Genomic DNA, 20548 nt, shown 5'->3' on the forward strand with positions numbered 1-20548 from the left:
TTCCCAAACGCGTGACCCGATTTGGGGTACCGGTCGCGCGTGTTCGGGTAACGACGAGATCGAACATCCGAGTATCTCGGCGCCCATGAAGCGCGCCATGGACCGAGGTTACGGCAAAGCATGACGTCAGAGGGATTGGCGTCCAGGGTGCCGTTGGATTCCTCTTTGGGCATATTACGGGGATTCGCAACGGCACCCTACCTCGACGCACGGCCTCCGGAGGGCAGTCGATACCAAGAGTGGGAGCGAAAGGACATGAATGCAATTTTTTGGGTGCTGTTGGCCACCCTGGCGGCCACGCCCGACAAGGTCACCAACGGAAAGCGCGCCGTGGGCAAGCCCTGGACCCTGACCTTCGAGGCCGAACTGCGTATTTCGTCGAACGATGTGGACGACGATCACGTATGGGCCGGTTCGAACCAGGTGGTTCAGGTCGATCGCAAGGGGCACATGTTCCTGATGGACCAGCGCGACAGCCGCCTGCTGGAGTGGGATGCCTCGGGCGCCTTCGTCCGGGCGATCGGCGGTCGCGGCGAAGGTCCCGGCGAATTCCAGAACATGGTCAATTTCCAGATTTTCGACGACGGGCGCGCATTGGTCTTCGAAAATTTCGGCGCGGTGACGCGCATCTCGCTGTACGATTCCAGCTTCGCCTTCGTGGAACGCAAGTCCCTGAATCTGCCCTTCTTTCCCCGCTTCGGCACCTTTAACCAGGATCGAAGCCTGATGGCCGCCACGACGACGCGGGTGGACCCCCAGCGCCAGGTGGAGATCACCGAATACCTGATCGTCGCCTGCGATCTCGGCGAGGAGGCCTTTACCAAAAAGGAATCGCTGTTGTACTGGGAGACCATGTCGCTGGACAGCACCCGCATCAACGATCCCAACCACTGGGCCGAGTTCCTGGGGCAGCGGTTCCGGGTCCTGAGCAAGGGTCAAAACGCCTTTGCGGTCTTCGAGGGCAAGGACGTGATGTACAGTGCGCAGGCCGACGCCTACGAGGTCACGCGCTGGCAGGCCAAAGGGAACGAACTGGTCAAGAACCGGACGATCCGCCGCGACTACGACCCCATTCCGCTCACCCAGGCGGAAGTCGATGCGCTGATCCTGCCGGTACGCGAAGCGATCCTGACCCAATTGCCCACCAATCTCCAGGAGTTGATCTCGGTGAACCTGATTCGGCGCGCGGCCAAACTGGCCGAGTTTCCCGGGGTCAAGTTCCCGATCGCGGGCTTGAGCCTGATGGAAGACGGCACCTTGATCGTGATTCACGAGGTCAATCCGCAAACGCGATTGAACCGCGGTGACCTGTTCGATCGCGAGGGACGCTACCGGGGCAGCTTCACGATCGGCGACGACGCGCTGACCACGATGGTGTTTCGAGGTCGCCACGCCTACGCCGTGGAGACCCACGAGGACGGCAGCAACAGCCTGGTTCGCTTTCGCTTCGACCTAAAGAAATAACCGTCACATCGCGACTATCCCCGAAGGTCCCGCATTTCAGAAGAGGCGTCGTGCCCGGTAGGTTCATCGGCTCGATGAACCTTTTCGGAGCCATCCATCCCTGCAGTTCCCGCATTTCGCGAGAGGCGTCGTGCCTGGTAGGTTCATCGGCCCGATGAACCTTTTCGGAGCCATCCATCCCGGCAGTCCCCGCATTCCCAGGGCGCCGTCCTGCCCGGTAGGTTCATCGGCCCGATGAACCTTTTCGGAGCCATCCATCCCGGCAGTCCCCGCATTCCCAGGGGGTCATTCTGCCAGGTGGGTTGGTCAGGGGCGGCAAGCCCGCTGGGCCGACATTTCGGAATAACGCAAGCAACATCAGCAAAATACGCAAAAGAACGAAGCCCACTTCATCGAAATAATCCTACTTCGGGGTTTTCCACTTCAGAAGAGACGTCGTGCCAGGTTCAGGGGCAGTAAGCCTACTGGGACAACGCATCAAGGACAGATGGTTGGCAGTGCTGACCTTCTGGATTAAAGGGAACTCCTTGGTTGATTCGCTTCGAAATGTCGGGCCGGCGGCCCAACCTACCGCCGTGACAACTCTCAATACATTCGGGCACTCCTCGCAGGAATCACTTCGATCCGTGCATCCGGCGGATGCACCTACCGGCCACCACGCCTCTCTCGAGGTACGGGGACTCTCAGCATGGATCACTTCGATCCGTGCATCCGGCGGATGCACCTACCGGCCACCACGCCTCTCTCGAGGTACGGGGACTCCTTGTCGGATTCGCTTCGAAATGTCGGGCCGGCGGCCCAACCTACCGCCGCGACAACTCTCAATACATGCGGGCACTCCTCGCATGGATCACTTCGATCCGTGCATCCGGCGGATGCACCTACCGGCCACCACGCCTCTCTCGAGGTACGGGGACTCCTTGTCGGATTCGCTTCGAAATGTCGGGCCAGCGGCCCAACCTACCGCCGCGACAACTCTCAATACATGCGGGCACTCCTCGCATGGATCACTTCGATCCGTGCATCCGGCGGATGCACCTACCGGCCACCACGCCTCTCTCGAGGTACGGGGACTCCTTGTCGGATTCGCTTCGAAATGTCGGGCCGGCGGCCCAACCTACCGCCGCGACAACTCTCAATACATGCGGGTACTCCCCGCATGGATCACTTCGATCCGTGCATCCGGCGGATGCACCTACCGGGCACCACGCCTCTCTCCGCATGCGGGAACTCCCTGGTTGGTTCACTTCGGTTTGGGAACACGAGCGATCCAGCCACGCTACCAACCCTTCGCTAGATCGCTAAGGAATCCGGTAGGCTGTCCGTCTTGGGCTCGGGAATCTCCACCGGCGGCACTTCCACCTTTTCCGGTTTGCCCGGTGCGACCTTCTCGCGCGCCACCATGTCTTCCGGGTACAGCATGTTCGCCGCGAAGGCCTCGTCGGAGATACCCATTTCGCGCACGACCGCGGCCAGCGTGAACGACCAGAACCCGAAGAAGGCGCCGTCGTCGGTCATGTGACTCTCACTCCAGGGCAACGACGCGGTATCGTGGCGGTAGACCTGGAGAAACTGGAGCAAGTGCAGCAGGCGGTCCTCGTCGTGGTCGGCCTCGATCGCCTTGCGCAGCCATTGGAAGGGATCTGGATGGAGGCAGGTCCCGCTGGGCTCCCGCTCGGCATCCCAACAGGAAATCAGGAAATCGATCAAATAGTCCTCTTGATCCTGGGCGCGCCCGGCCTCGACGATGACCACCACGGCCTCGAACCAATTGCGCGGCGCATCGAACAGCAGGCACAGCGCCAACACTTCCAGAGCGTAGTGGTATTGCTCCAAATCCATCAAGTCCAACGGTTTGAAATTCTTTTCCCGACGGTATTCACACAGGGTCTGCAGGGTTTCGGCGAAGTGCTGCCGCACCACCTCCAGATCGTCGCCGCGCGAGTAGTGGGACACGGTGCGCTGGAACTGCCGCACGAAGATCTCGTACAGGTACAGCGCCTGGTTGCCACCCTGCTCGCGCGCATCCGCCAGGGCCCGCGCGTATTCCACCAATGCCTTTTTCCGGCGGGCCACGTCGCGATCGAAATATTCCTCGGACCCAAAAAATGCTCGTTTGACCTTCTCCATGGAATCACCCCCGTTTTTTCGACGATCGAGACAAGAGGCCCTCGACAGGCATCCCCTGGCAGGGACAGCCCGACTCCCCCGCCAACGCCGCGTGTCGGCGCGCTTTCGATGTTTTGGCTCGATTGAAGTAACGTACGTTGAACAATCGATTCATCTTCTCCCCTCCCTCACACGTTTGTGGTCGTTTCGTCACGTCCGGGCCCAAATTCATCGAGTTTCGGAATCGAGCCCGGTCGTTTTCCCCAAGGCCTGTCTTCTCCGGAGGCCCTCCGACGATAATTACCGTCGGAGGGCCTCCGATCGCACCAACCGAAATTTCCTCAACGAGAAAATCTGTTGCAACCTCATTCACAACCGATGTAGGGTGAAATCATACCCGATCGGCGTTTCGCCCAGCGTTTCAAAACTATTTTGTCCATTTTTTATTTGTATGTGTAGAATCCGTCGACCTTCGATCGTTCTATCAGACAACAGGTCCCCAATAGCAGCGTGAAATCCCTCCTTATCACTATTTTTCAAGGGATTTCCATATCGTTTCCACGAGACACCAATGGATATAAGAGAGGTTCCGAATGAGCGAGTTCCATCGCCACAACGTCGACGACGTCATGTGGAAAGGGCCCGGTTCCAACGTCAAGGTGATGACCTACAGCCTGGATGAACGCCTGCACGCGCCAGGCCTGTTGACGGTGGAAATCGAAGCGCGCAACCCCGTACCACCCACGAGCTTGATCAACCAGATGGCCGGGATCACGATCAAGGCCGGCACCAAACAGGAAGGCGAACGGCCGCTGAACGGCATCGTCACCCAAGTCCGTCAGATGCGCAGCGGGTTCCACGGCCAAGACGCCTCCATGGAAAAGCGTTACCAATACCGGGTGGAAATTCGTCCCAAAATTTACCTGCTGGGCAAGACCAAACGCTCGCGCATTTTTCAGAACATGACGGCCCAGGACATCATTTCCCAGGTTTGCGGCGCGCTGGGTGTGTCGTTCCAGTGGCGCACCAACGACGCCTTCCCCGAGCGCGAGTACTGCCTGCAGTACGACGAGAGCGACCTCAACTTCGTGATGCGGCTGCTGGAAGACGAGGGCGCGTATTTCTTCTACGACCATTTCAGCGCCAACATCGTGTTCGCCGACCATCCCGGCGCGCACCAGCCCTGCCGACCCGAGAGCGTGGCCCGCTACGACGAGGACGGCGAGCTGAAAGAAAAGGATGCCGAGGCACTGTTCACCGCCGACTACGTGATCAACCTGGTGGGCGGTAAGGTGAGCTGTCACGACTACAACTACGAGGCCTCGCAGATCCAGCTCATGTCGGGCCAGACGGCTGCATCCTCCGCGGTCCATCCCGGCCTGGAAATCTACGACCACAACACGCTGCACGCCGATGCCGGCAAGGGCGACCGCATGGCCAACATCATTTCCCAGGCCCAGCAATCGGATGTTTCGGGACTCTCGGGTCGCGGCAATTGCCGCTCGTTCGCGGTCGGCTGCACCTTCGACCTGGAGAACCACTACGACGAGAGCCTCAACGGCAAGTGGATGATCTCCAACCTGCACATCGAAGGGGAACAGGGCACCTACCGCTGCACCTACGGCGCGGCGCCCTCCAGCCAAGCCTTCCGGCCCAAGGCCGACACACCGCGCCCCAGGGTTCACGGTCTCCAGACGGCCACCATCACCGGACCCGGCGGGAGCGAAGTCTACCTGGATCAGATGGGTCGCTGCAAACTGCAGTTCCACTGGGATCGCGAAGGCCCCAAGAACGAACGCTCCTCGATGTGGGTGCGGGTCAGCAACAACTACGCGGGTCGCGACTACGGGATCCAGTTCATCCCACGGGTGGGCCACGAGGTCCTGGTGGAATTCCTCAAGGGCAACCCCGACCACCCGATCGTCGTGGGCCGGGTCTACAACGACAGCCAGGCGGCACCGCTGGGCCCGGCCGAGAAGTACCAGAACGCGATCAAGACCATCAAGGACCACCACATCATCTTCGACGACACCGACGGCAAGGAACTGTTCGACGTCCGCTCCCAGAAAGACATGACGGTCCTGGTTGTCAACGATCAGCAGCGCATGGTGGGCCACGACCAGGCGATCACGGTCGGCAACAACCAAAACCTGGCCGTGGGCGTGGACCGGGTGATGAAGGTCGGCAACAACCAAGGCCTCACGGTAGCCAACAACGAGGCCCACACGGTCGGCAACAACCAGGGAACCGTGATCGGGAAGGACCGCGCCATGGCGGTCGGCAGCAACCACACCGAGCAGATCGGGATCGACCAGGTCACGGTCGTGGGCAACGTGCAGAACACCGCGGTCGGCAACACCCAGGTCACCCAGGTGGGGGTCGACCAGAGTACCCAGATCGGCCACGACCAGGTCTCGGCCATCGGCAACGACCGGCAGCAGATCGTGGGCAACGATCACCGCACCCTGGTGGGCAACGACAAGAACGTCACCGTGGGCAGCAATTCGAGCGAGGTCGTCGGCGCCAACAAGAACGAGCTGATCGGCGAGAACAAGAGCGTCAACATCGGTCAGAACCTGTCGCACAACATCGGCAAGGTGAAGATGGAGAACGTGGCCAAGGCCTCGGTCGAAAACGTGATGGCCGCCAAATCGGTGACCGTCGGCGGGGCCTACGCGGTCCAGGTGGGCGGCATGCTCAACACCGCCGTGGGCCTGTCGCACACCGAGGAAGTGATGCTGATGCGCAAGATCATGGTGGGCATGAAGCTGGACATCAAGTGCGGCGGTGCCAAGATCTCGCTGAACCGGGCCGGTCAGGTGAACATCGAGGGCACCCAGATCAACGTCAAGGCCAAGGGCCCGCTGAACCTGGAAGGCGGCACGATCAGCATCAAATCCAAGGGCAACGTGACGGTCGAAGGCGCCATGATCAGCCTCAACTGAGGCGAGGCGCGACAGATCGACCCCTCCACGACCCAGGACCCGCGCCACGGCGAACCGCAGGCGGCGCATCCACGAAAGGAGATACCATGGGAAAACCCGCGGCTCGATTTACCGATACGACCGTCTGCCCGATGCCGATGCACGGTGCGGGCGCCATCTACATGGGCGCCAAAACGGTGGTCATCAACAAACAGGCGGCGGCGCGCGTCGGCGATTTGGCGATGTGTCCCGGAACGGCGGCCCAAGCGCAGACGATGAGCAACGCCAAGTCCAGCGGCTCGCCGATGGCCGGTTCCGGCTGCGACAACAACAAGTGCAGCGAGGGCCCCGGCGGCAGCGGCGGTGGTGGCGGCGCGGATTCGGTGGTCATGGGCAGTGCCACGGTCACGATCGAAGGTGCGCCGGCGGCCCGCCTGGGCGACACCATGTCCCACGGCGGGAAAATCATGAGCGGCTCCACCAATGTCACGATCGGCGGCTGATCGATCGGCCGGGCCGACCCGCCTGCCCCGGCTCCGCGACGTGCTCCTGGCACCGCTGCTGGTGACGGCTTGCGGCATGGTACAGTGGGCAGCGGCAACACCCGGTCCGATCGCACCGCCCGCAACGGCGCGGACTCACCTCGCCCAAACCTCGAAACCCGCATCGGTTGCCCTGCGGAACAACGCCGAAACACAACCCAACCAAGGGGAACACATGCTGAAACATCCATCCGGACTCGTCGAAGAACCGGCCGAATGGCTCGAACTCCAATCGGCCGCCGAAACCGGCCGGCTCTACGCCGTAATCGACGCCTGCAACATGCCGCCCGTCCTGGCCCGCGCCGAAACCACCCCCAGTCGCTGCCTCCACGGCAAGCCGGGTGACAAAGGGCTGTGGGCCTCCGCCCCCTGGCTGTTCCAGGCCGATGCGGATCTGCTCGATTGGGTCAAGAACGACCTGTACCACCAACCTTGGGGTTTCTTCCTGGTCAGCGGCGCCGGCTTCGATGCGGTGTTCGCCCATCTCAAGACGTTCGAGTTCGTCGCCAACCTGGACAAGAAAAAGTTCCTGTTTCGCTATTACGACCCGCGCGTGCTGGTTCCGTTCCTGCTCAGCTCCACCGCGACCGAGATTCGCCACTTCTTCGGCCCCATCGAACAGGTCACCAGCGGTATGGCGCAGGCCAGCCTCGTTCACTTCCGCTACGATCCCGAGATCGAGGGCGAGACCTATCCCCACCACACCTTTCGCCTCACCGAGGCCCACAGCAGCGCCTTCTTCACCTACGACGAAGAGAAATTCCTCGCGGAAGTCATCGAGTTCGTACTCGACGAATTCCCACGCGTCCACAAAGTAGAATCCGACACCCTCGAGATCTGGGTGGAGAACGGCATCAAACGCGCCCGCCGCAACGGCTTCAGCCGCGCCAACGACCTGATGACCTTCGTGGCCTTGATGTTCGAATTCGCACCCGACTTCGACAAGCATCCCCAGGTTCGCGCCATCTTGGACGACCCCGACCTTCCCACCACCCAAAAACTGGACGTCATGCTGGATCGCATCCCCGACGGTCTGTGGAACCAGATCGGCCTGAAAAGCGACCACATGGCCTGGTTCGAGGAATGATCCATCGCCCCGGGGCGACCGGTTGATGCCGGGTGCCTTCGGGTTCGCCCCAAAAACGCTTCGACCCGCGGGAACCGATCCCGCCCCGCCGGAATCGTTGCCGTGCCACCTCGTTACGCGGGGCACGGTTCCCAACCGCCTATCCCTATGGTTTGGTGCCCATTCAGAGACGCGCGATCGCCCTCGGTCGTGAATTTCGGCTGACTGGGCACGCGATCTGCCCTCGGATTTCGGGTACCGGCAACGTGCTCGGCCGGTTCCCGAGGCCTGACGGCCGAGCCCAGGCCGCACGGGGAACGCGACCTTTCGAGCCGCTCGTCCCCGACCCGCACGTTCTCATCGAGGCTCCCCACCGAAGACGAAATCTCGTGACACATGGGGGCTACAACCGTCGTTTCCGAAAGAAGCATGATTAGGAAGTAAGCATATGGGCCTCACGCGCAATACCGCGGGCGACCTCGTCCTCAACCCCAGTGTCGGCACGCGCATGGAAGATTTGCTCTCGCGCCTGAATACCGACATGATGCTGGCCGTCGGCCAGGGCCTCACCGACATCGCCGGGATCTTCGACCCCACGCCCTTCTCCGATATCGCCGGCGGCTTGTTCAGTCTCGTGCGCGGCGATTTCGTCGGCGCCGGGCTCTCGGTCGTCTCGATCGTTCCCTACGTGGGGGATGCGATCGGCAAGACCGGCAAGTTCGCCAAGTTGTTCCGCGCCATCGAGAAGATGCAGGATCGCCTCAAGAGCATGAAGGCGCTCTTCAAACACGTGGAGAAGGGCCTGGACCCGGCCACCGCCAAACGCATCAAAAAGGCGATCGCCGAGCTGGACGCGCTCAACCAGAAATGGGAAAGCGCGGTGGAAGGCGCCAGGGATCGCCTGGAAGGCCTGTTCAAAAGCAAAAAAGGCAAGAATTTGCGCGACCGGGCCAACGCCCGCATTCGCGATAGGAACGTCGAGGGTTGTGCCCGCAAGCACCAGCGAGACACGGTGCCGGACGACGAAAAGAAAACGGGTGCGCACAAGAATACCAAGGGGCCCGACAACCGACCCGACGACACCTACGCCGAATCCAACCACTCGCCGGCCAACTCCGCCAACAAGAAGGTGCCCACCGACGAGGGCGGCGCCTTCCAAATGGACTCCCACGATCATTCGCGCGCGGCCACCACGGGGAGTTCCCGCGAGGCCAAGCTCTACCGCGACGTCCAGGAAGACATGATCAACCAGGGCAAACTACAGGATGCGGTCGACATGGACCGCACCGACAGTCAGTTGAAGTTCGGCGACAAGTACGACCCCCAATTCGACCAACTGGACGATTTCTGGGACGACGCCAAACTGGCTGAATTCTGACGCGCTCGGGGTGCGATGCCGGCGGCGAAGGCGCGCTCCATTCTCTTTTCCCAGGAGTTTCCCATGAAATTGACGATCGTTCCCTTTCGCGGCGTCGGGCCCATCCAATTCGGCATGTCCCGCGAGGAAGTGCGCAAGACGATGCCAGAGCGGGCCGAACCCTTCCGCAAGAACATGTTCAGCCTGACGGACACGGACGACTTCAAGGACCACCGCATCCACGTGTTTTACAGCGCGCAGGACGACACGGCCGAAGCGATCGAGATCTGGCAACCGGCCAAGCCGCTGCTGGGTGGGGAAACCCTGCTGGACAAACCCTACGCGCAATTGTTGAAAGAATTGCAGGAAACGGATCCGGACCTGGAAATCGAGAATCCCGGCGAGGTGACCTCGCACCGCCTGGGTATCTGCGTTTGGGCGCCCACCGCCGACAGCGAGCCCTGGCGCCCGGCGCGCTCGGTGCTGGCGTTCGCCAAAACCTACTGGGACGGTTTCGCCGAGCAGCGCGCCGACGCCGTGAACACACTGCTGAAACGCCTGGGCGAGCAATGATCGAGGCGGCACGCGGGAGGTACCACCCATGAGACCCTGGTCCGCCGAAACCTTCGCCGAACAGATCAGCCCGACCTTCATCGAGAATTGGCCCGCCGCCCTGCACGACCTTTCGATTCGAACCCTGGATTTGGAAGTGCCCGAGGCCGAGCTGCACGCGGCCGTCTCCTACACCCGGTATCGATCCTGGTTCCACAACCTGCGCCCCTTCCAAAACCTGGACGGCCTGCGCGACCGCTTGGAGCGAGGCCTGGCCACCTTCCCCGACGGCGCCTTTTTGCGCCTGGGATCGCGCAGCCCCAAGGACGCCCACTACGCGTACGAGGTCGGGATGCGGGTGCGCAGTGCGGCCGACGGCCTGGCCCTGCTGACCACCCATTCGCGACGCATCGCCTTCGATATCCGCTGCGCCCTGGACTACTCGTATCTGCCGCGACTGTTCCTGCGCGAGTGGCTGACCCTGCCGGCCTGGACCGAGTTCCGCTGTTTCGTGGAAGAGGGTCGACTGGTGGGCATCTCGCAATACGATCACCGCTACCTGGGTTCGGCTCCGGAGATTCACCGCCACGCGCCCGCCATCGAGGATTCGATTCGGCGCTTTTTCGAGCAGATTCGGCCGCTGCTGCACCTGCCGTCGGTCATCGTGGACGTGTTCCTGGATCCGGTGGCGGCGGCCGAAGGCCGTTTCGAGACCCGGCTGCTGGAGCTGAACCCGTTCATCGTGCAAACCAGTCCCGCCATGTTCTCGTGGACCCGCGAAGGGGATTTCGACGGAAGCTTCCGATACCTGTAGGACGGCGCCCATCCAGAAACGGTGTGTCGCGTGCATCCGCGGTGTTGACTGGATGCCGAGAGATTCGTCGTGCCCGGTAGGGGCATCAGGGGCGGTAAGCCCGCCCGATGAACATTTCGAAGCAATCCATACTCAGAGTTCCCGCCTGCTTCGAGGGTCGGCGCGGCAGTAGGTTGGCCGGCCCGGCCGACACTTCGAGGATCCGGTGGCGGCGGCCGAAGGCCGTTTCGAGACCCGGCTGCTGGAGCTGAACCCGTTCATCGTGCAAACCAGTCCCGCCATGTTCTCGTGGACCCGCGAAGGGGATTTCGACGGAAGCTTCCGGTACCTGTAGGACGGCGCCCATCCAGAAACAGTGTGTCGCGTGCATCCGCGGTGTTGACTGGATGCCGAGAGATTCGTCGTGCCCGGTCTGTTCATCGGCCCGATGAACATTTCGAAGCAATCCATACTCAGAGTTCCCGCATGCTTTGAGAGTCGGCGCGGCAGTAGTTTGGCCGGCCCGGCCGACACTTCGAAGCGCCAATGCTTCGCAAGATCGAGCGGGAAAAGAGCGAAGCAGATAAGCCGGGTCTCTAGATCTCTCGATGATCGATTTCTATCCATGTCAGGTCACCTCCACGCATGCGAAAAAGCGCACAGGACCCGAGCACCGCTGCGGAACATTGCTCATTCATGTTTGTCTCGATTTTCCAGGACGAAGCCACTTTCGTGGAAAACCGGTTTATCAACAACGAGTTACACTGCCCAAACGGCCCTGGTACCCGCTTTGCTTTTTTGGTGCGCATCGGAAAATTCCGTCTGTTGACGCCGCAAAGCGACAAGACGTAAGCTGTTCAACATCTCCCCGCGTCACACAGCGGCTCTCCACGGGTTCTTGCTCCCGAAACGCTCGGGTCCCGGCGAGCCGGCGTCCGATTCGCTCCCAATTCTCCGCCATCACCGAGGTACGTCATGCAAAACCGTCCCGCGGATTCGGCCTCTACCACCCAAAAGCCCGAAAAAAAACGTCTGGACCGCACCACCATCCAATGGATCGGGTTCTTTGCCGGCCCGCTGTTGGCCGTGGTGGTCTACTTTCTTCTGCCCGCCGGATACCTCGACAGCGACGGCCAAACCGTCGCCATCGGCCACGCCACCCGCGCCACGGCCGCCACCGGCGCCTGGATGGCCGTCTGGTGGCTCTCGGAGGCCATCCCCATTTCGGCCACGGCGCTGCTCCCGCTGGTCCTGTTCCCGCTGACCAACGCGGTGCCCGTCAAAAAGGTCGCGCAATCCTACGGCCACGAACTGATTTTCCTCTTCATGGGCGGGTTTTTTCTGTCGAAAGCGATGGAACGCTGGGGCCTGCACCGCCGCATCGCCCTCATCACCCTGCGTTACTTCGGCAGGGGCAAGCGCCTGATGATCGCGGGCTTCATGCTGGTGACGGCGGTACTGAGCATGTGGGTGTCCAACACGGCCACGGCCATCATGATGCTGCCCATCGCGCTCAGCGTGATTGCCCTGGTGGACGAGCGCGCCGAACCGAACGCCTCCGGCAAAAGCGGGAGTTTCGCCCAAGCCCTGATGCTGGGCATCGCCTACTCGGCCTCGATCGGCGGCCTGGCCACCCTGATCGGCTCGCCACCCAACTTGTTTCTGGCCTCCTACGTGCGCGACCGCTTCGCCATGGAACTTAGCTTCTCGAAATGGTTCATGATCGGGTTTCCCCTGAGCGCGATCTTCCTGCCGTTGACCTGGTGGCTGCTGACCCGCGTGTTCTACAAAGTCAGCCCCGAAGCACCCGCGGGCGGGCACAACCTGATTCGCGACGAATACGACAAGCTGGGTCCCATCAACCGCGGTTCGCTGATCACGATGGTCGTCTTCTTCGCGACGGCCTTCATGTGGTTGACGCGGCCCATGCTCACGCAAATGACGGTTGCGGGGATCCAACCGCTGGCCGGCCTGACCGATGCCACCATCGCCATCATGGCCGGCATGCTGTTGTTCTGCCTGCCCGTGCACATCAAGGAACGCATCTTCGTGCTGGATTGGGAAACCGCGGTCAAGCTCCCCTGGGGCATCCTGATCCTGTTCGGGGGCGGGCTGGCCCTGGCCGCCGCCATCCAAGCCAACGGGTTGGGCGCCTACATGGGTTCGTTGGTCGCCGGCTGGAAGGACCTGCCGATCCTGATGTTGATCGTCGGCGTCTCGACCCTGGTCATCTTCCTGACCGAACTCACCAGCAACACCGCCACCTCGGCGACGCTGATCCCCATCCTGGCGGCGATCGCGATCGGCATGGGCATGGATCCGATCATGCTCATGTTCCCGGCCGCTCTGGCCGCCAGCCTGGCCTTCATGATGCCCGTCGCCACACCGCCCAACGCCATCGTGTTCGGCTCGGGCAAACTGACCATCCCCGAAATGGCTCGCGTCGGTCTCTGGCTCAACCTGATCGGGATCACCCTGGTCACGCTGGCCTCGTTCTTCTGGGTTCCGGTGGTCATGGGCAACTGAAGACGGGGTTCGAAGGGGTCCATCGGGCGCGTCGCATCGGCGAGCCCTCCTTCCGGCGCTCCGTTCGGTGGCCTCGCGAGCCGGCCTTCGAACGACCGCACCCACCGCCGTGGGCGAGGGTCGTCACGCAACATGCCGCGCTTCGAAGTTCGTCCCCAGACCGCGGCCACGGATCCCGATCGCGGATTCCCGTTCGAATCGCGATCGGGGGCCAGGCATCGGCGGCAACCGCACGAATCGGGAGCCCGAACCGTTCGCTGGCGGCCTCCCGAACCCGATCACCCGAGCCGGTCATCCCAGTTCCGGTCGATACGGGGGCACGTCGTCCAGTATGAGCTGCATGATCACCACGTCGTGCCAACGACCGTTCGCGAAGCCGACCTCCTTTTGCACACCGACCACCTCGAAACCCAATTTTCGGTTGTATCCGATGCTCGCCTGGTTATCGGCGAAGACCTTCGCCACAATGTGGTGATACCCGAAGTGCCGGCACCGTTCGAAAAGCGCCTTCTTCAGGGTGCTCCCATATCCCTTGCGGCGATGCGCGAAGTGCAAGTAGACCGAAGTCTCGCAGGCCACGCGATAACCAAGGCGATCGCTGTAGCGCTTGACGAGGCCCCATCCCAGGACTTCGCCGCCCCGTTCAAGGATCAGGACGACTTCCCGCTCGTGTAAACCGCGAATCACGGCACGCATGTCCTCCTCGGATTTTTCCGCACTGTCCATGGTCGAGCCGCCGGCCCGCACCGCCTGATTGTAGATCGCCGCGATGGCCGCGGCATCGTTCGCGTCACCGTCGCGCAAAACCAGGTCATCGGTCTGGGAGACGCACAAAAGTTCCGTTCGGGTCATGAATCAATCCTCCTAACGATTGGGTCCGTTTACTGGGGACAAGGACCGACAACCCTCGACGAGGACTGGCGAAGCTGCCGTCAGGTCGCCCGATCGAGGAATGTCCTGGGATTCAGTGATCGCAGCCGGAGGGGAACCTCTCGCGCATGCGGCCCTGGCCGGCCGGTGCGGGAAGTAGGCGGAAAAGGCGGTGTTTTTCCGAATCGCATCGCCCTAGAATAACAGCCTGCGCCTCGAACGAGTAAGCCCTCGCGAGTCGATTGGATACATTTTGGGTGGGTTGGATTTTGCCGATTCGACGGGGGTATCGCCCGAGTAACCGAAACCGCCGCTGAATCTCACGCGAGAATTCTGGTAGAATCTAGCGGTCTCCAACCGGCTTTTGTTCCTCTCGTTTCGGCATTTGTCGCCGCCGGCAGCCAATCTTTGGTTTCGGAAGGGCTCGATCTCCTCGCGTTTCGATCGAGCCGTCAGGATCTCGCGTTGGACGACACCCCTCCCCTGCCCGAATTCCGATATCGGACGATCCGGCCCGGAGGCCGTCGACGCGTATATACATGACGCCGCGACCCGGCCTCTCACGCCCGTAGTGTGGAGCATTCATGGCATTCCTCATCGATCCCCCTCGTTCATCGAGCCTGCGACCCGCGCGACGCAAACGCGCGATCGCCATCGCCCTCGCGCTGATCTGCGCGATTCTGCCGCTCTCCGGCCAGGACCCGGACGCATCGCCGCTGAGCCCGCGCATCGCCAATTACCGCATCGACGTCGCGCTCGACGCCGAAAACCACAGCCTGAAAGGCCGCCAATTCCTGCTGTGGCACAACCAAACCGAGTTTCCCACCAGCGAACTCCAGTTCCATCTGTACATGAATGCCTTTCGCAACAACCTGTCGACCTACATGAAGGAATCGGGCATGCGCAGCCTGGGCGAGGATCCGGGCGCCTGGGGACACATCGACGTGACGGAGATCCGCGTCCAACCGGTGCCGCCACGCGTGACGCTCGAAGAGCGCGACGGTCTGGTGGAAGAGGTCCGTCCGGTGATTTCCCACTTCGATCAACCGCCGACCGCGGCCGACATGCCGGATGTGACGGACCGCATGAGTTTCATCTGGCCCGACGACGGCAACGTGCACGATCGCACGGTGATGCGCATTCCCCTGGCCGAACCGCTGGCACCGGGCGAATACGTCTGGGTCTACTGTACCTTCGACCTGCAATTGCCCGATCCCGCCCACGATCGCACCGGCGCGTTGGACGATTACTTCCTGGTGGCACAGTGGTTTCCCAAGATCGGCGTGTTCGAGAACGGCGCGTGGAACTGCCATCAGTTCCACGCGAACAGCGAGTTCTACGCCGATTTCGGCGTGTACGAGGTCGACATGACGGTTCCGGCTCACTTCGTTCTGGGCGCCAGCGGAGTGGAAGTCGAGGTCCGCCACAACAACGACGGCACCCGAACCCACGCCTACCGCGCCGAGGACGTTCACGATTTCGCGTGGACCACCAGTCCCGATTTCGAGGTGCATCACGACAAGCTGGGCGACATCTCGCTGCGGTTGTTGATCCAAAAGGAACACGCCTACCAGGCCCAGCGCCATCTGGACGTGGTCAGGAAGGGCTTGGCCCGCATTCAGGAACTACTGGGTCCCTACCCTTATGCCCAACTGACCGTGGTCGACCCCAAGCCCGGCGCCGGCGCCACCGGCGGCATGGAATACCCGACCCTGATCACGGCCGGCACCTCCTACGGCACGCCCAGCCGCATTCGGTTGATGGAAGCCACCATCGTTCACGAGCTGGCCCATCAGTATTTCTACGGCCTGCTGGCGTCCAACGAATTCACGGAAGTCTGGTTGGACGAAGGCTTTACGACCTACCTGGAATGCCGCGTCATGAAGGACGTGTACGGTTCCAAGGGCAGCACCATCGACTTGTGGGACCTGCGTGTCAACGAGTTGGACGTACGCCGACGCGGCTTCATCCTTCAGCCGGGCGGCGATCCCATGCTGCTACCGGTCTGGACATACAATTCGGTGCGAAGCTATGTGATCAACGCCTACAACAAACCGGCCTTGGCCCTGACGACGCTCGAACACTACCTGGGCACGGAAGTCATGGACGACCTGCTGCGCACCTACGTGGAGCGCTTCAAGTTTCGCCATCCCAAATCCGAGGATTTCGTGGCCTTGGCCGGCGAGGTCTCGGGCCAGGATCTGGGCTGGTTCTTCGACCAGTTGCTGCACACCAATCGGGTTTTGGATTACACCGTGATCCGGGTTCGCTCGCGACCGGCGCCCAAACCCGCCGGCCGCGACAGCGAGGCGGTGACCCTCGAAACCGGCAAGTACACCAACGAGGTGACCGTGCAGCGATTGGGCGATTTCGTCTTTCCCGTCAAGGTCCAGTTCATGTACGAGGACGGGGCCACCGAGATCGAACACTGGGCCGGCGACGAACCCTGGAAGAAATTCACCTTCGATTCGGAACAGCGGCTCACCGCGGCCAGGGTCGACCCCGACAACCAGATCCCGATGGACGCCAACCTCGTCAACAACAGCCGGCGCCGCCTGCCCGATCCCGAGCCGGCGGAGCGAGAAGCCACGCGCTGGCTGATGCGCTTCCAACTCCTGCTGGAACTGTTCGCCTGGTAACACCACCCTTTCACTGACAGGTACTTCATGCGAAAACCACATTTCATCGATTGCCTTCGACGCGCGTTGCCCGCCGTCCCGCGCTATCCGCGCACCCTGCTCACCCTGCTCTTCGCCAACCTGGTGGCCGCCCTGGTATGCCTGGCGCCGTTCTGGATGGCCTTCGAGTCCTACAGCAAGCGTCGCGTCGTGGGTGACGGCGGCCTGCTGGATCCCCATTTCCTGGTGGATTTTCTGTTCTACCGCCAAGGCTCCTGGGACCTGGCGAAGGGCATGCTGCCGATCTCGATCGGGCTGTACGCGTTGTTTTCGGTATTCCTCTCGGGGGGCGTCTTTTCGGTGCTGTTTCAGGGCCGCGGCGATCACGCCGCCCTGTTCTGGCGCGATGCCGGCCGTTTCTTCCCGAAATTCGTGATGCTGCTGGTCTGGTCGATTCCGCTGTTCGCGCTCGCGCCCCTCCTCCACGGCGGCGTGTTGCTGGCGCTGGAGGCGATCTACGGACCGGAGCTACCGGCCGCCGTGGAGTTCTACGGGGGCTGGGCCGCCCTGGCGCTGCCTGCGCTGGGCTGGCTGCTCTACCTGAGAGTCTTCGACTACGCGCGCATCTACATGGTCACCACCGGCCAGGCGCCCGCCAGTCTGGCCCTGTACGAGGGCGTGGTGTTCGTGGGCCGGCGTTTCTTTTCGGTCGTGGGCCTGGCGCTCTCGGTGGCGGTGGTCCTGGCCCTGTGGTTCTGGCTCTACGCCGAGGCACGCGGGTTCCTGCCCGAGTCCGGCTGGTTGCTGATCCTGCTCCAGCAGATCTGGATGTTGGGTCGCCAGGCCGCGCGACTGTGGCTGTACGACGCCGAGCTGCGGCTGTTCCGAAAACTGCGCACCCGCGCACCCTTGAAAGCGGTAGGCCTGCCGCCGCGAAGACGGCTGCCCGTCTGATGTGCTAGGATTGGCGCCAATCAGGTTCCTACCGAGTACCCATCCAAAATTCAATCGATTGCCACTCCCAAGGTGGATTGAGTGGGTGGGCACGGTATCGGAGATCAGGCGTCAGGCTTTGGCAAGATGCTCATTCGAAGGTAATTGGCTGAAACCCAATACCTGATCGTCGATAGCAGCTTTCATTGGAAACCTGACCGATCCAGGGTAGCCCTTTCAAGAACACCCTGTTTCTGGATGGACCTGAACCAATCTCCCCCGGCACCCGTCGGGTGCTTTTCTTCGGCGGTACGCCACGAACCGGCGTTGACCGAGGCTTCCCTTTTCGTCCGATCACCGAAGTTTTTTCATTCGCTCGCATAAATCCGTAGGACCGGTTGTTATTCAACCGGCACACCTCCGAGCTGGCTGTTTTCGAGGACAACATGCTTCTCATCGTGGAGAAAAATCCCAAGTTCATCGCGCTTCTCAAAGAGCACCTGAAACTGGACGGGCTCAGACCGGTGTTCGTCGATTCCTGCGACGACGCGATCTACTTGCTGCAAACCGCCGAGGTCGAGTTTCTCTTGGCCAACCTTTCGGTCGAAAAGGAGCTGAACCCGCTCCTGGCCCTCGAGAAGGCGGCTCAGGCCGCCGACATTCCGCGCCTCTTCCTGGAAAGCAACAAAACGCGCAGCCTGGCCTTCCACTTCAAGGTCGCCAGTGACACGGCCCCCATGCTCAAGCTGCCGGCCACCATCTCGCAACTCACCAAGCGCATGCTGCGCATCAAACACGGCGACGATCCGCTGATCGGGTGCAAGATCGGACCGAAGGGTCAGGAAGTCGAACTGATCCGCTGCCTCGGCGCCGGCGCCATGGGCACGGTCTACGAAGGGATGCAGGCGTCGTTACAGCGCCGCGTCGCCGTGAAATTCCTGAGTCGCGACTACCAAAAAAGCGATCCCGATGCCGCCCAGCGCTTTCAAAACGAAGCACGGGCCGTGGCGCAACTGCGCAGCAATCACATCGTCCAGATCTACTTCACCGGGGAATACCAGGAGCACGCCTATTCGGTGATGGAGTTTTTGGACGGGCCCTCGCTGGAGCAGTACCTCCGCAAGAAGAGTCCCCTGCGCGTGGGCGAGGGCTTGAGGCTGGCGCTTCAGGTGCTCCAGGGCCTCTCGGAAGCCCACCGCCATCGCCAGATCCACCGCGATGTGAAACCGGCCAACGTGATGCTCAACGCCAAGGGTGAGGCGGTCCTGCTGGATTTCGGCCTGGTACGCGGGGTGCGCGCCCAGGAGTTGACTCAGGCCGGCGCCCTGCTCGGCACGCCTCGCTACATGGCCCCGGAGCAGATCAACGGGCAACGCGGCGACCACCGCGCCGATATTTATTCGCTTGGCATCATGCTGTATGAAATGTTGTTGGGCGAACCGCCGTTCAAGGGGAAGGACCTGGTGAGCGTGCTCGTGAAGCACGTCAACCAACCCCTGCCGCGACCGGACGAATTGGGCCGCAAGCTGGACGGGACCCTGTTCTCGCTGGTCGAGCGCCTGTGCGCCAAGGATCCCGGGGAACGGTTCCAATCGGCGGATGCCGCCACCGATGCGATACGCGGTTACCTGGCCACCTACCAGGAGCACCTCAACCTGATTTCGTTTTCCGATCCACGCGAGGTCCGAAAACAATTGAACCCCTACTCGGCCTCCGCCATCGGCGGCGAAGGACAACTCACCACCCGAATCGGCGACGTACCGCCGGATCGGCAACATTCACTCGCGGTGTTCCAGGATTTGATTCGCCACCTGGGCGAAGGCGAACCTTCCTTGGGCGAGTTCGAATCGGCCACCCTGACCCTGCCCGGCAGCGACTGGACCCTGTTTCCCTACCGCGACGGCCTGGCCGGCTTGACCTCCGAAGCCGAAGGGGCGGACGAGAAACTGCGCCAGTACCATCCCGAGGTCCTGCGCAGCCTGCTCGACAGTCATCAACGTTCATGAGGCGCATCCATGGTTGATTTCGAACGATTCGAAACGATTCCCGGCTTCCGCTGGGGCCTCCACTTTCGACAGAACGGCGGCCTGCGTTGCAGCGAGAGTCGCCAATGCGGATCCAACAAGGCCAGTTGGGTGGAAAACCTCGACCGCATCCTGCAAACCTCTCCCCTTCCCCTCGAATCGGCCGACTTCAGCTTTCAGAACGGCCGGGTCTTCATGCGCGTCACCCAGCAGGGCGTGATCTTGCTCTTTTGCGACGTCAGCGTGAGGCGGTCCATCATTTCCATGGCCTTGGAGGAGTTGCTCGCGGAGGCGGATCTCTCCACCATCGTCACCGACAGCGACGGCGGTTTTCTGACCGAGACCACCAATGGGCGAAACGAGCCGCCGGCGGGTCGATCGCGGCACCGGGCCACCATCCAACCAGGTGCCACCTCCACGTCTTCCACGGCAGCAGGCGTGCGCAGCGGCGTCCAAGATCAGATCAGTCGCAAACCCCAGGGGCAGTCCTACGGCGGCACCTCGATTCACAGTCTCAGCCTGGATCCCACCCCGGTCCCCAAGGAAACCCTGGGAAGCCTGCTTTCCATGTACACCCGGTTTCTCGGCCCCCTCGCCCCGCGCCTGGCCCGGCGCACCGCCCAAAAAGCCGCCATCGATCTGGATGGACTTCAGGTCCGCCACTGGTCCCGCCTCCTGAACGCGCTCGCCGAGCAGATCGAAGACCCCGGCAAGCGCGACGCTTTCCTCGAAGAGGCGGTTCTCTTGCGCAAACAGTTCTGAAGATCTCG

The 20548-nt window shown here is 62.0% G+C and carries 15 protein-coding genes; 13 read left to right on the forward strand and 2 right to left on the reverse strand.

The window, feature by feature from the left end; translation table 11 throughout:
* Window positions 1-255 precede the first annotated feature (255 nt).
* Window positions 256-1464: a 6-bladed beta-propeller gene (locus tag J3U87_RS07415; protein WP_237382402.1), complete on the forward strand. Its 1209-nt coding sequence runs from the start codon at window positions 256-258 to the stop codon at window positions 1462-1464.
* A gap of 1293 nt (window positions 1465-2757) precedes the next feature.
* Here J3U87_RS07415 and J3U87_RS07420 read toward each other — a convergent pair.
* On the reverse strand, window positions 2758-3594 hold the full coding sequence (locus J3U87_RS07420; RefSeq protein WP_237382403.1) for a PoNe immunity protein domain-containing protein: 837 nt from the start codon (window positions 3592-3594) through the stop codon (window positions 2758-2760).
* 572 nt (window positions 3595-4166) lie between these two features.
* On the opposite strand from J3U87_RS07420, the gene J3U87_RS07425 reads away from it, so the two are divergent.
* From J3U87_RS07425 to J3U87_RS07455, 8 genes are all read left to right on the forward strand, one after another.
* The gene (locus tag J3U87_RS07425) at window positions 4167-6518 is read left to right on the forward strand and encodes a type VI secretion system Vgr family protein (RefSeq protein WP_237382404.1); all 2352 of its coding nucleotides are present in this window, start codon (window positions 4167-4169) and stop codon (window positions 6516-6518) included.
* Window positions 6515-7000, forward strand: a complete 486-nt coding sequence (locus J3U87_RS07430; protein ID WP_272932508.1) for a PAAR domain-containing protein — start codon at window positions 6515-6517, stop codon at window positions 6998-7000. The genes J3U87_RS07425 and J3U87_RS07430 overlap by 4 nt, the downstream gene beginning before the upstream one ends.
* A gap of 214 nt (window positions 7001-7214) precedes the next feature.
* Entirely contained in the window at window positions 7215-8126 is a 912-nt protein-coding gene (locus tag J3U87_RS07435; RefSeq protein WP_237382406.1) for a DUF4123 domain-containing protein, read from the forward strand.
* A 427-nt stretch (window positions 8127-8553) separates the two neighbouring features.
* Complete coding sequence (locus J3U87_RS07440; protein ID WP_237382407.1) at window positions 8554-9483, forward strand: hypothetical protein; 930 nt, start codon at window positions 8554-8556, stop codon at window positions 9481-9483.
* Between the two features lie 63 nt (window positions 9484-9546).
* Window positions 9547-10035 (forward strand): hypothetical protein, encoded by a 489-nt coding sequence (locus tag J3U87_RS07445; RefSeq protein ID WP_237382408.1) that lies wholly within the window; start codon window positions 9547-9549, stop codon window positions 10033-10035.
* Window positions 10036-10063: 28 nt separating this feature from the next.
* Entirely contained in the window at window positions 10064-10828 is a 765-nt protein-coding gene (locus tag J3U87_RS07450; protein WP_237382409.1) for a cell division cycle protein 123 family protein, read from the forward strand.
* A 205-nt stretch (window positions 10829-11033) separates the two neighbouring features.
* Window positions 11034-11162, forward strand: a complete 129-nt coding sequence (locus J3U87_RS34975) for a hypothetical protein (protein ID WP_272932471.1) — start codon at window positions 11034-11036, stop codon at window positions 11160-11162.
* A 620-nt stretch (window positions 11163-11782) separates the two neighbouring features.
* Window positions 11783-13333 (forward strand): SLC13 family permease, encoded by a 1551-nt coding sequence (locus J3U87_RS07455; protein WP_237382410.1) that lies wholly within the window; start codon window positions 11783-11785, stop codon window positions 13331-13333.
* 291 nt (window positions 13334-13624) lie between these two features.
* On the opposite strand, the gene J3U87_RS07460 is transcribed toward J3U87_RS07455, so the two are convergent.
* On the reverse strand, window positions 13625-14185 hold the full coding sequence (locus J3U87_RS07460; RefSeq protein WP_237382411.1) for a GNAT family N-acetyltransferase: 561 nt from the start codon (window positions 14183-14185) through the stop codon (window positions 13625-13627).
* 602 nt (window positions 14186-14787) lie between these two features.
* Between J3U87_RS07460 and J3U87_RS07465 the strand changes: the two genes are divergently transcribed.
* The 4 genes from J3U87_RS07465 to J3U87_RS07480 all read left to right on the forward strand — a co-directional run bounded on the left by J3U87_RS07465 (window position 14788) and on the right by J3U87_RS07480 (window position 20540).
* The gene (locus tag J3U87_RS07465; RefSeq protein ID WP_237382412.1) at window positions 14788-16842 is read left to right on the forward strand and encodes a M1 family metallopeptidase; all 2055 of its coding nucleotides are present in this window, start codon (window positions 14788-14790) and stop codon (window positions 16840-16842) included.
* Between the two features lie 27 nt (window positions 16843-16869).
* Window positions 16870-17775 (forward strand): hypothetical protein, encoded by a 906-nt coding sequence (locus J3U87_RS07470; RefSeq protein WP_237382413.1) that lies wholly within the window; start codon window positions 16870-16872, stop codon window positions 17773-17775.
* A gap of 425 nt (window positions 17776-18200) precedes the next feature.
* On the forward strand, window positions 18201-19760 hold the full coding sequence (locus J3U87_RS07475; protein WP_237382414.1) for a serine/threonine-protein kinase: 1560 nt from the start codon (window positions 18201-18203) through the stop codon (window positions 19758-19760).
* Window positions 19761-19769: 9 nt separating this feature from the next.
* Entirely contained in the window at window positions 19770-20540 is a 771-nt protein-coding gene (locus J3U87_RS07480) for a DUF8082 domain-containing protein (RefSeq protein WP_237382415.1), read from the forward strand.
* Window positions 20541-20548 lie beyond the last annotated feature (8 nt).

The sequence above is a fragment of the Sulfidibacter corallicola genome (assembly GCF_017498545.1).
Classification (GTDB): Bacteria; Acidobacteriota; Holophagae; order Acanthopleuribacterales; family Acanthopleuribacteraceae; genus Sulfidibacter; species Sulfidibacter corallicola.

Bases quoted from the DNA above. Each gene is read 5' to 3' on its own strand.
- J3U87_RS07415 (WP_237382402.1), top strand. From the start codon at position 256: ATGAATGCAATTTTTTGGGTGCTGTTGGCCACCCTGGCGGCCACGCCC.
- J3U87_RS07420 (WP_237382403.1), bottom strand. From the start codon at position 3,594: ATGGAGAAGGTCAAACGAGCATTTTTTGGGTCCGAGGAATATTTCGAT.
- J3U87_RS07425 (WP_237382404.1), top strand. From the start codon at position 4,167: ATGAGCGAGTTCCATCGCCACAACGTCGACGACGTCATGTGGAAAGGG.
- J3U87_RS07435 (WP_237382406.1), top strand. From the start codon at position 7,215: ATGCTGAAACATCCATCCGGACTCGTCGAAGAACCGGCCGAATGGCTC.
- J3U87_RS07440 (WP_237382407.1), top strand. From the start codon at position 8,554: ATGGGCCTCACGCGCAATACCGCGGGCGACCTCGTCCTCAACCCCAGT.
- J3U87_RS07445 (WP_237382408.1), top strand. From the start codon at position 9,547: ATGAAATTGACGATCGTTCCCTTTCGCGGCGTCGGGCCCATCCAATTC.
- J3U87_RS07450 (WP_237382409.1), top strand. From the start codon at position 10,064: ATGAGACCCTGGTCCGCCGAAACCTTCGCCGAACAGATCAGCCCGACC.
- J3U87_RS07455 (WP_237382410.1), top strand. From the start codon at position 11,783: ATGCAAAACCGTCCCGCGGATTCGGCCTCTACCACCCAAAAGCCCGAA.
- J3U87_RS07460 (WP_237382411.1), bottom strand. From the start codon at position 14,185: ATGACCCGAACGGAACTTTTGTGCGTCTCCCAGACCGATGACCTGGTT.
- J3U87_RS07465 (WP_237382412.1), top strand. From the start codon at position 14,788: ATGGCATTCCTCATCGATCCCCCTCGTTCATCGAGCCTGCGACCCGCG.
- J3U87_RS07470 (WP_237382413.1), top strand. From the start codon at position 16,870: ATGCGAAAACCACATTTCATCGATTGCCTTCGACGCGCGTTGCCCGCC.
- J3U87_RS07475 (WP_237382414.1), top strand. From the start codon at position 18,201: ATGCTTCTCATCGTGGAGAAAAATCCCAAGTTCATCGCGCTTCTCAAA.
- J3U87_RS07480 (WP_237382415.1), top strand. From the start codon at position 19,770: ATGGTTGATTTCGAACGATTCGAAACGATTCCCGGCTTCCGCTGGGGC.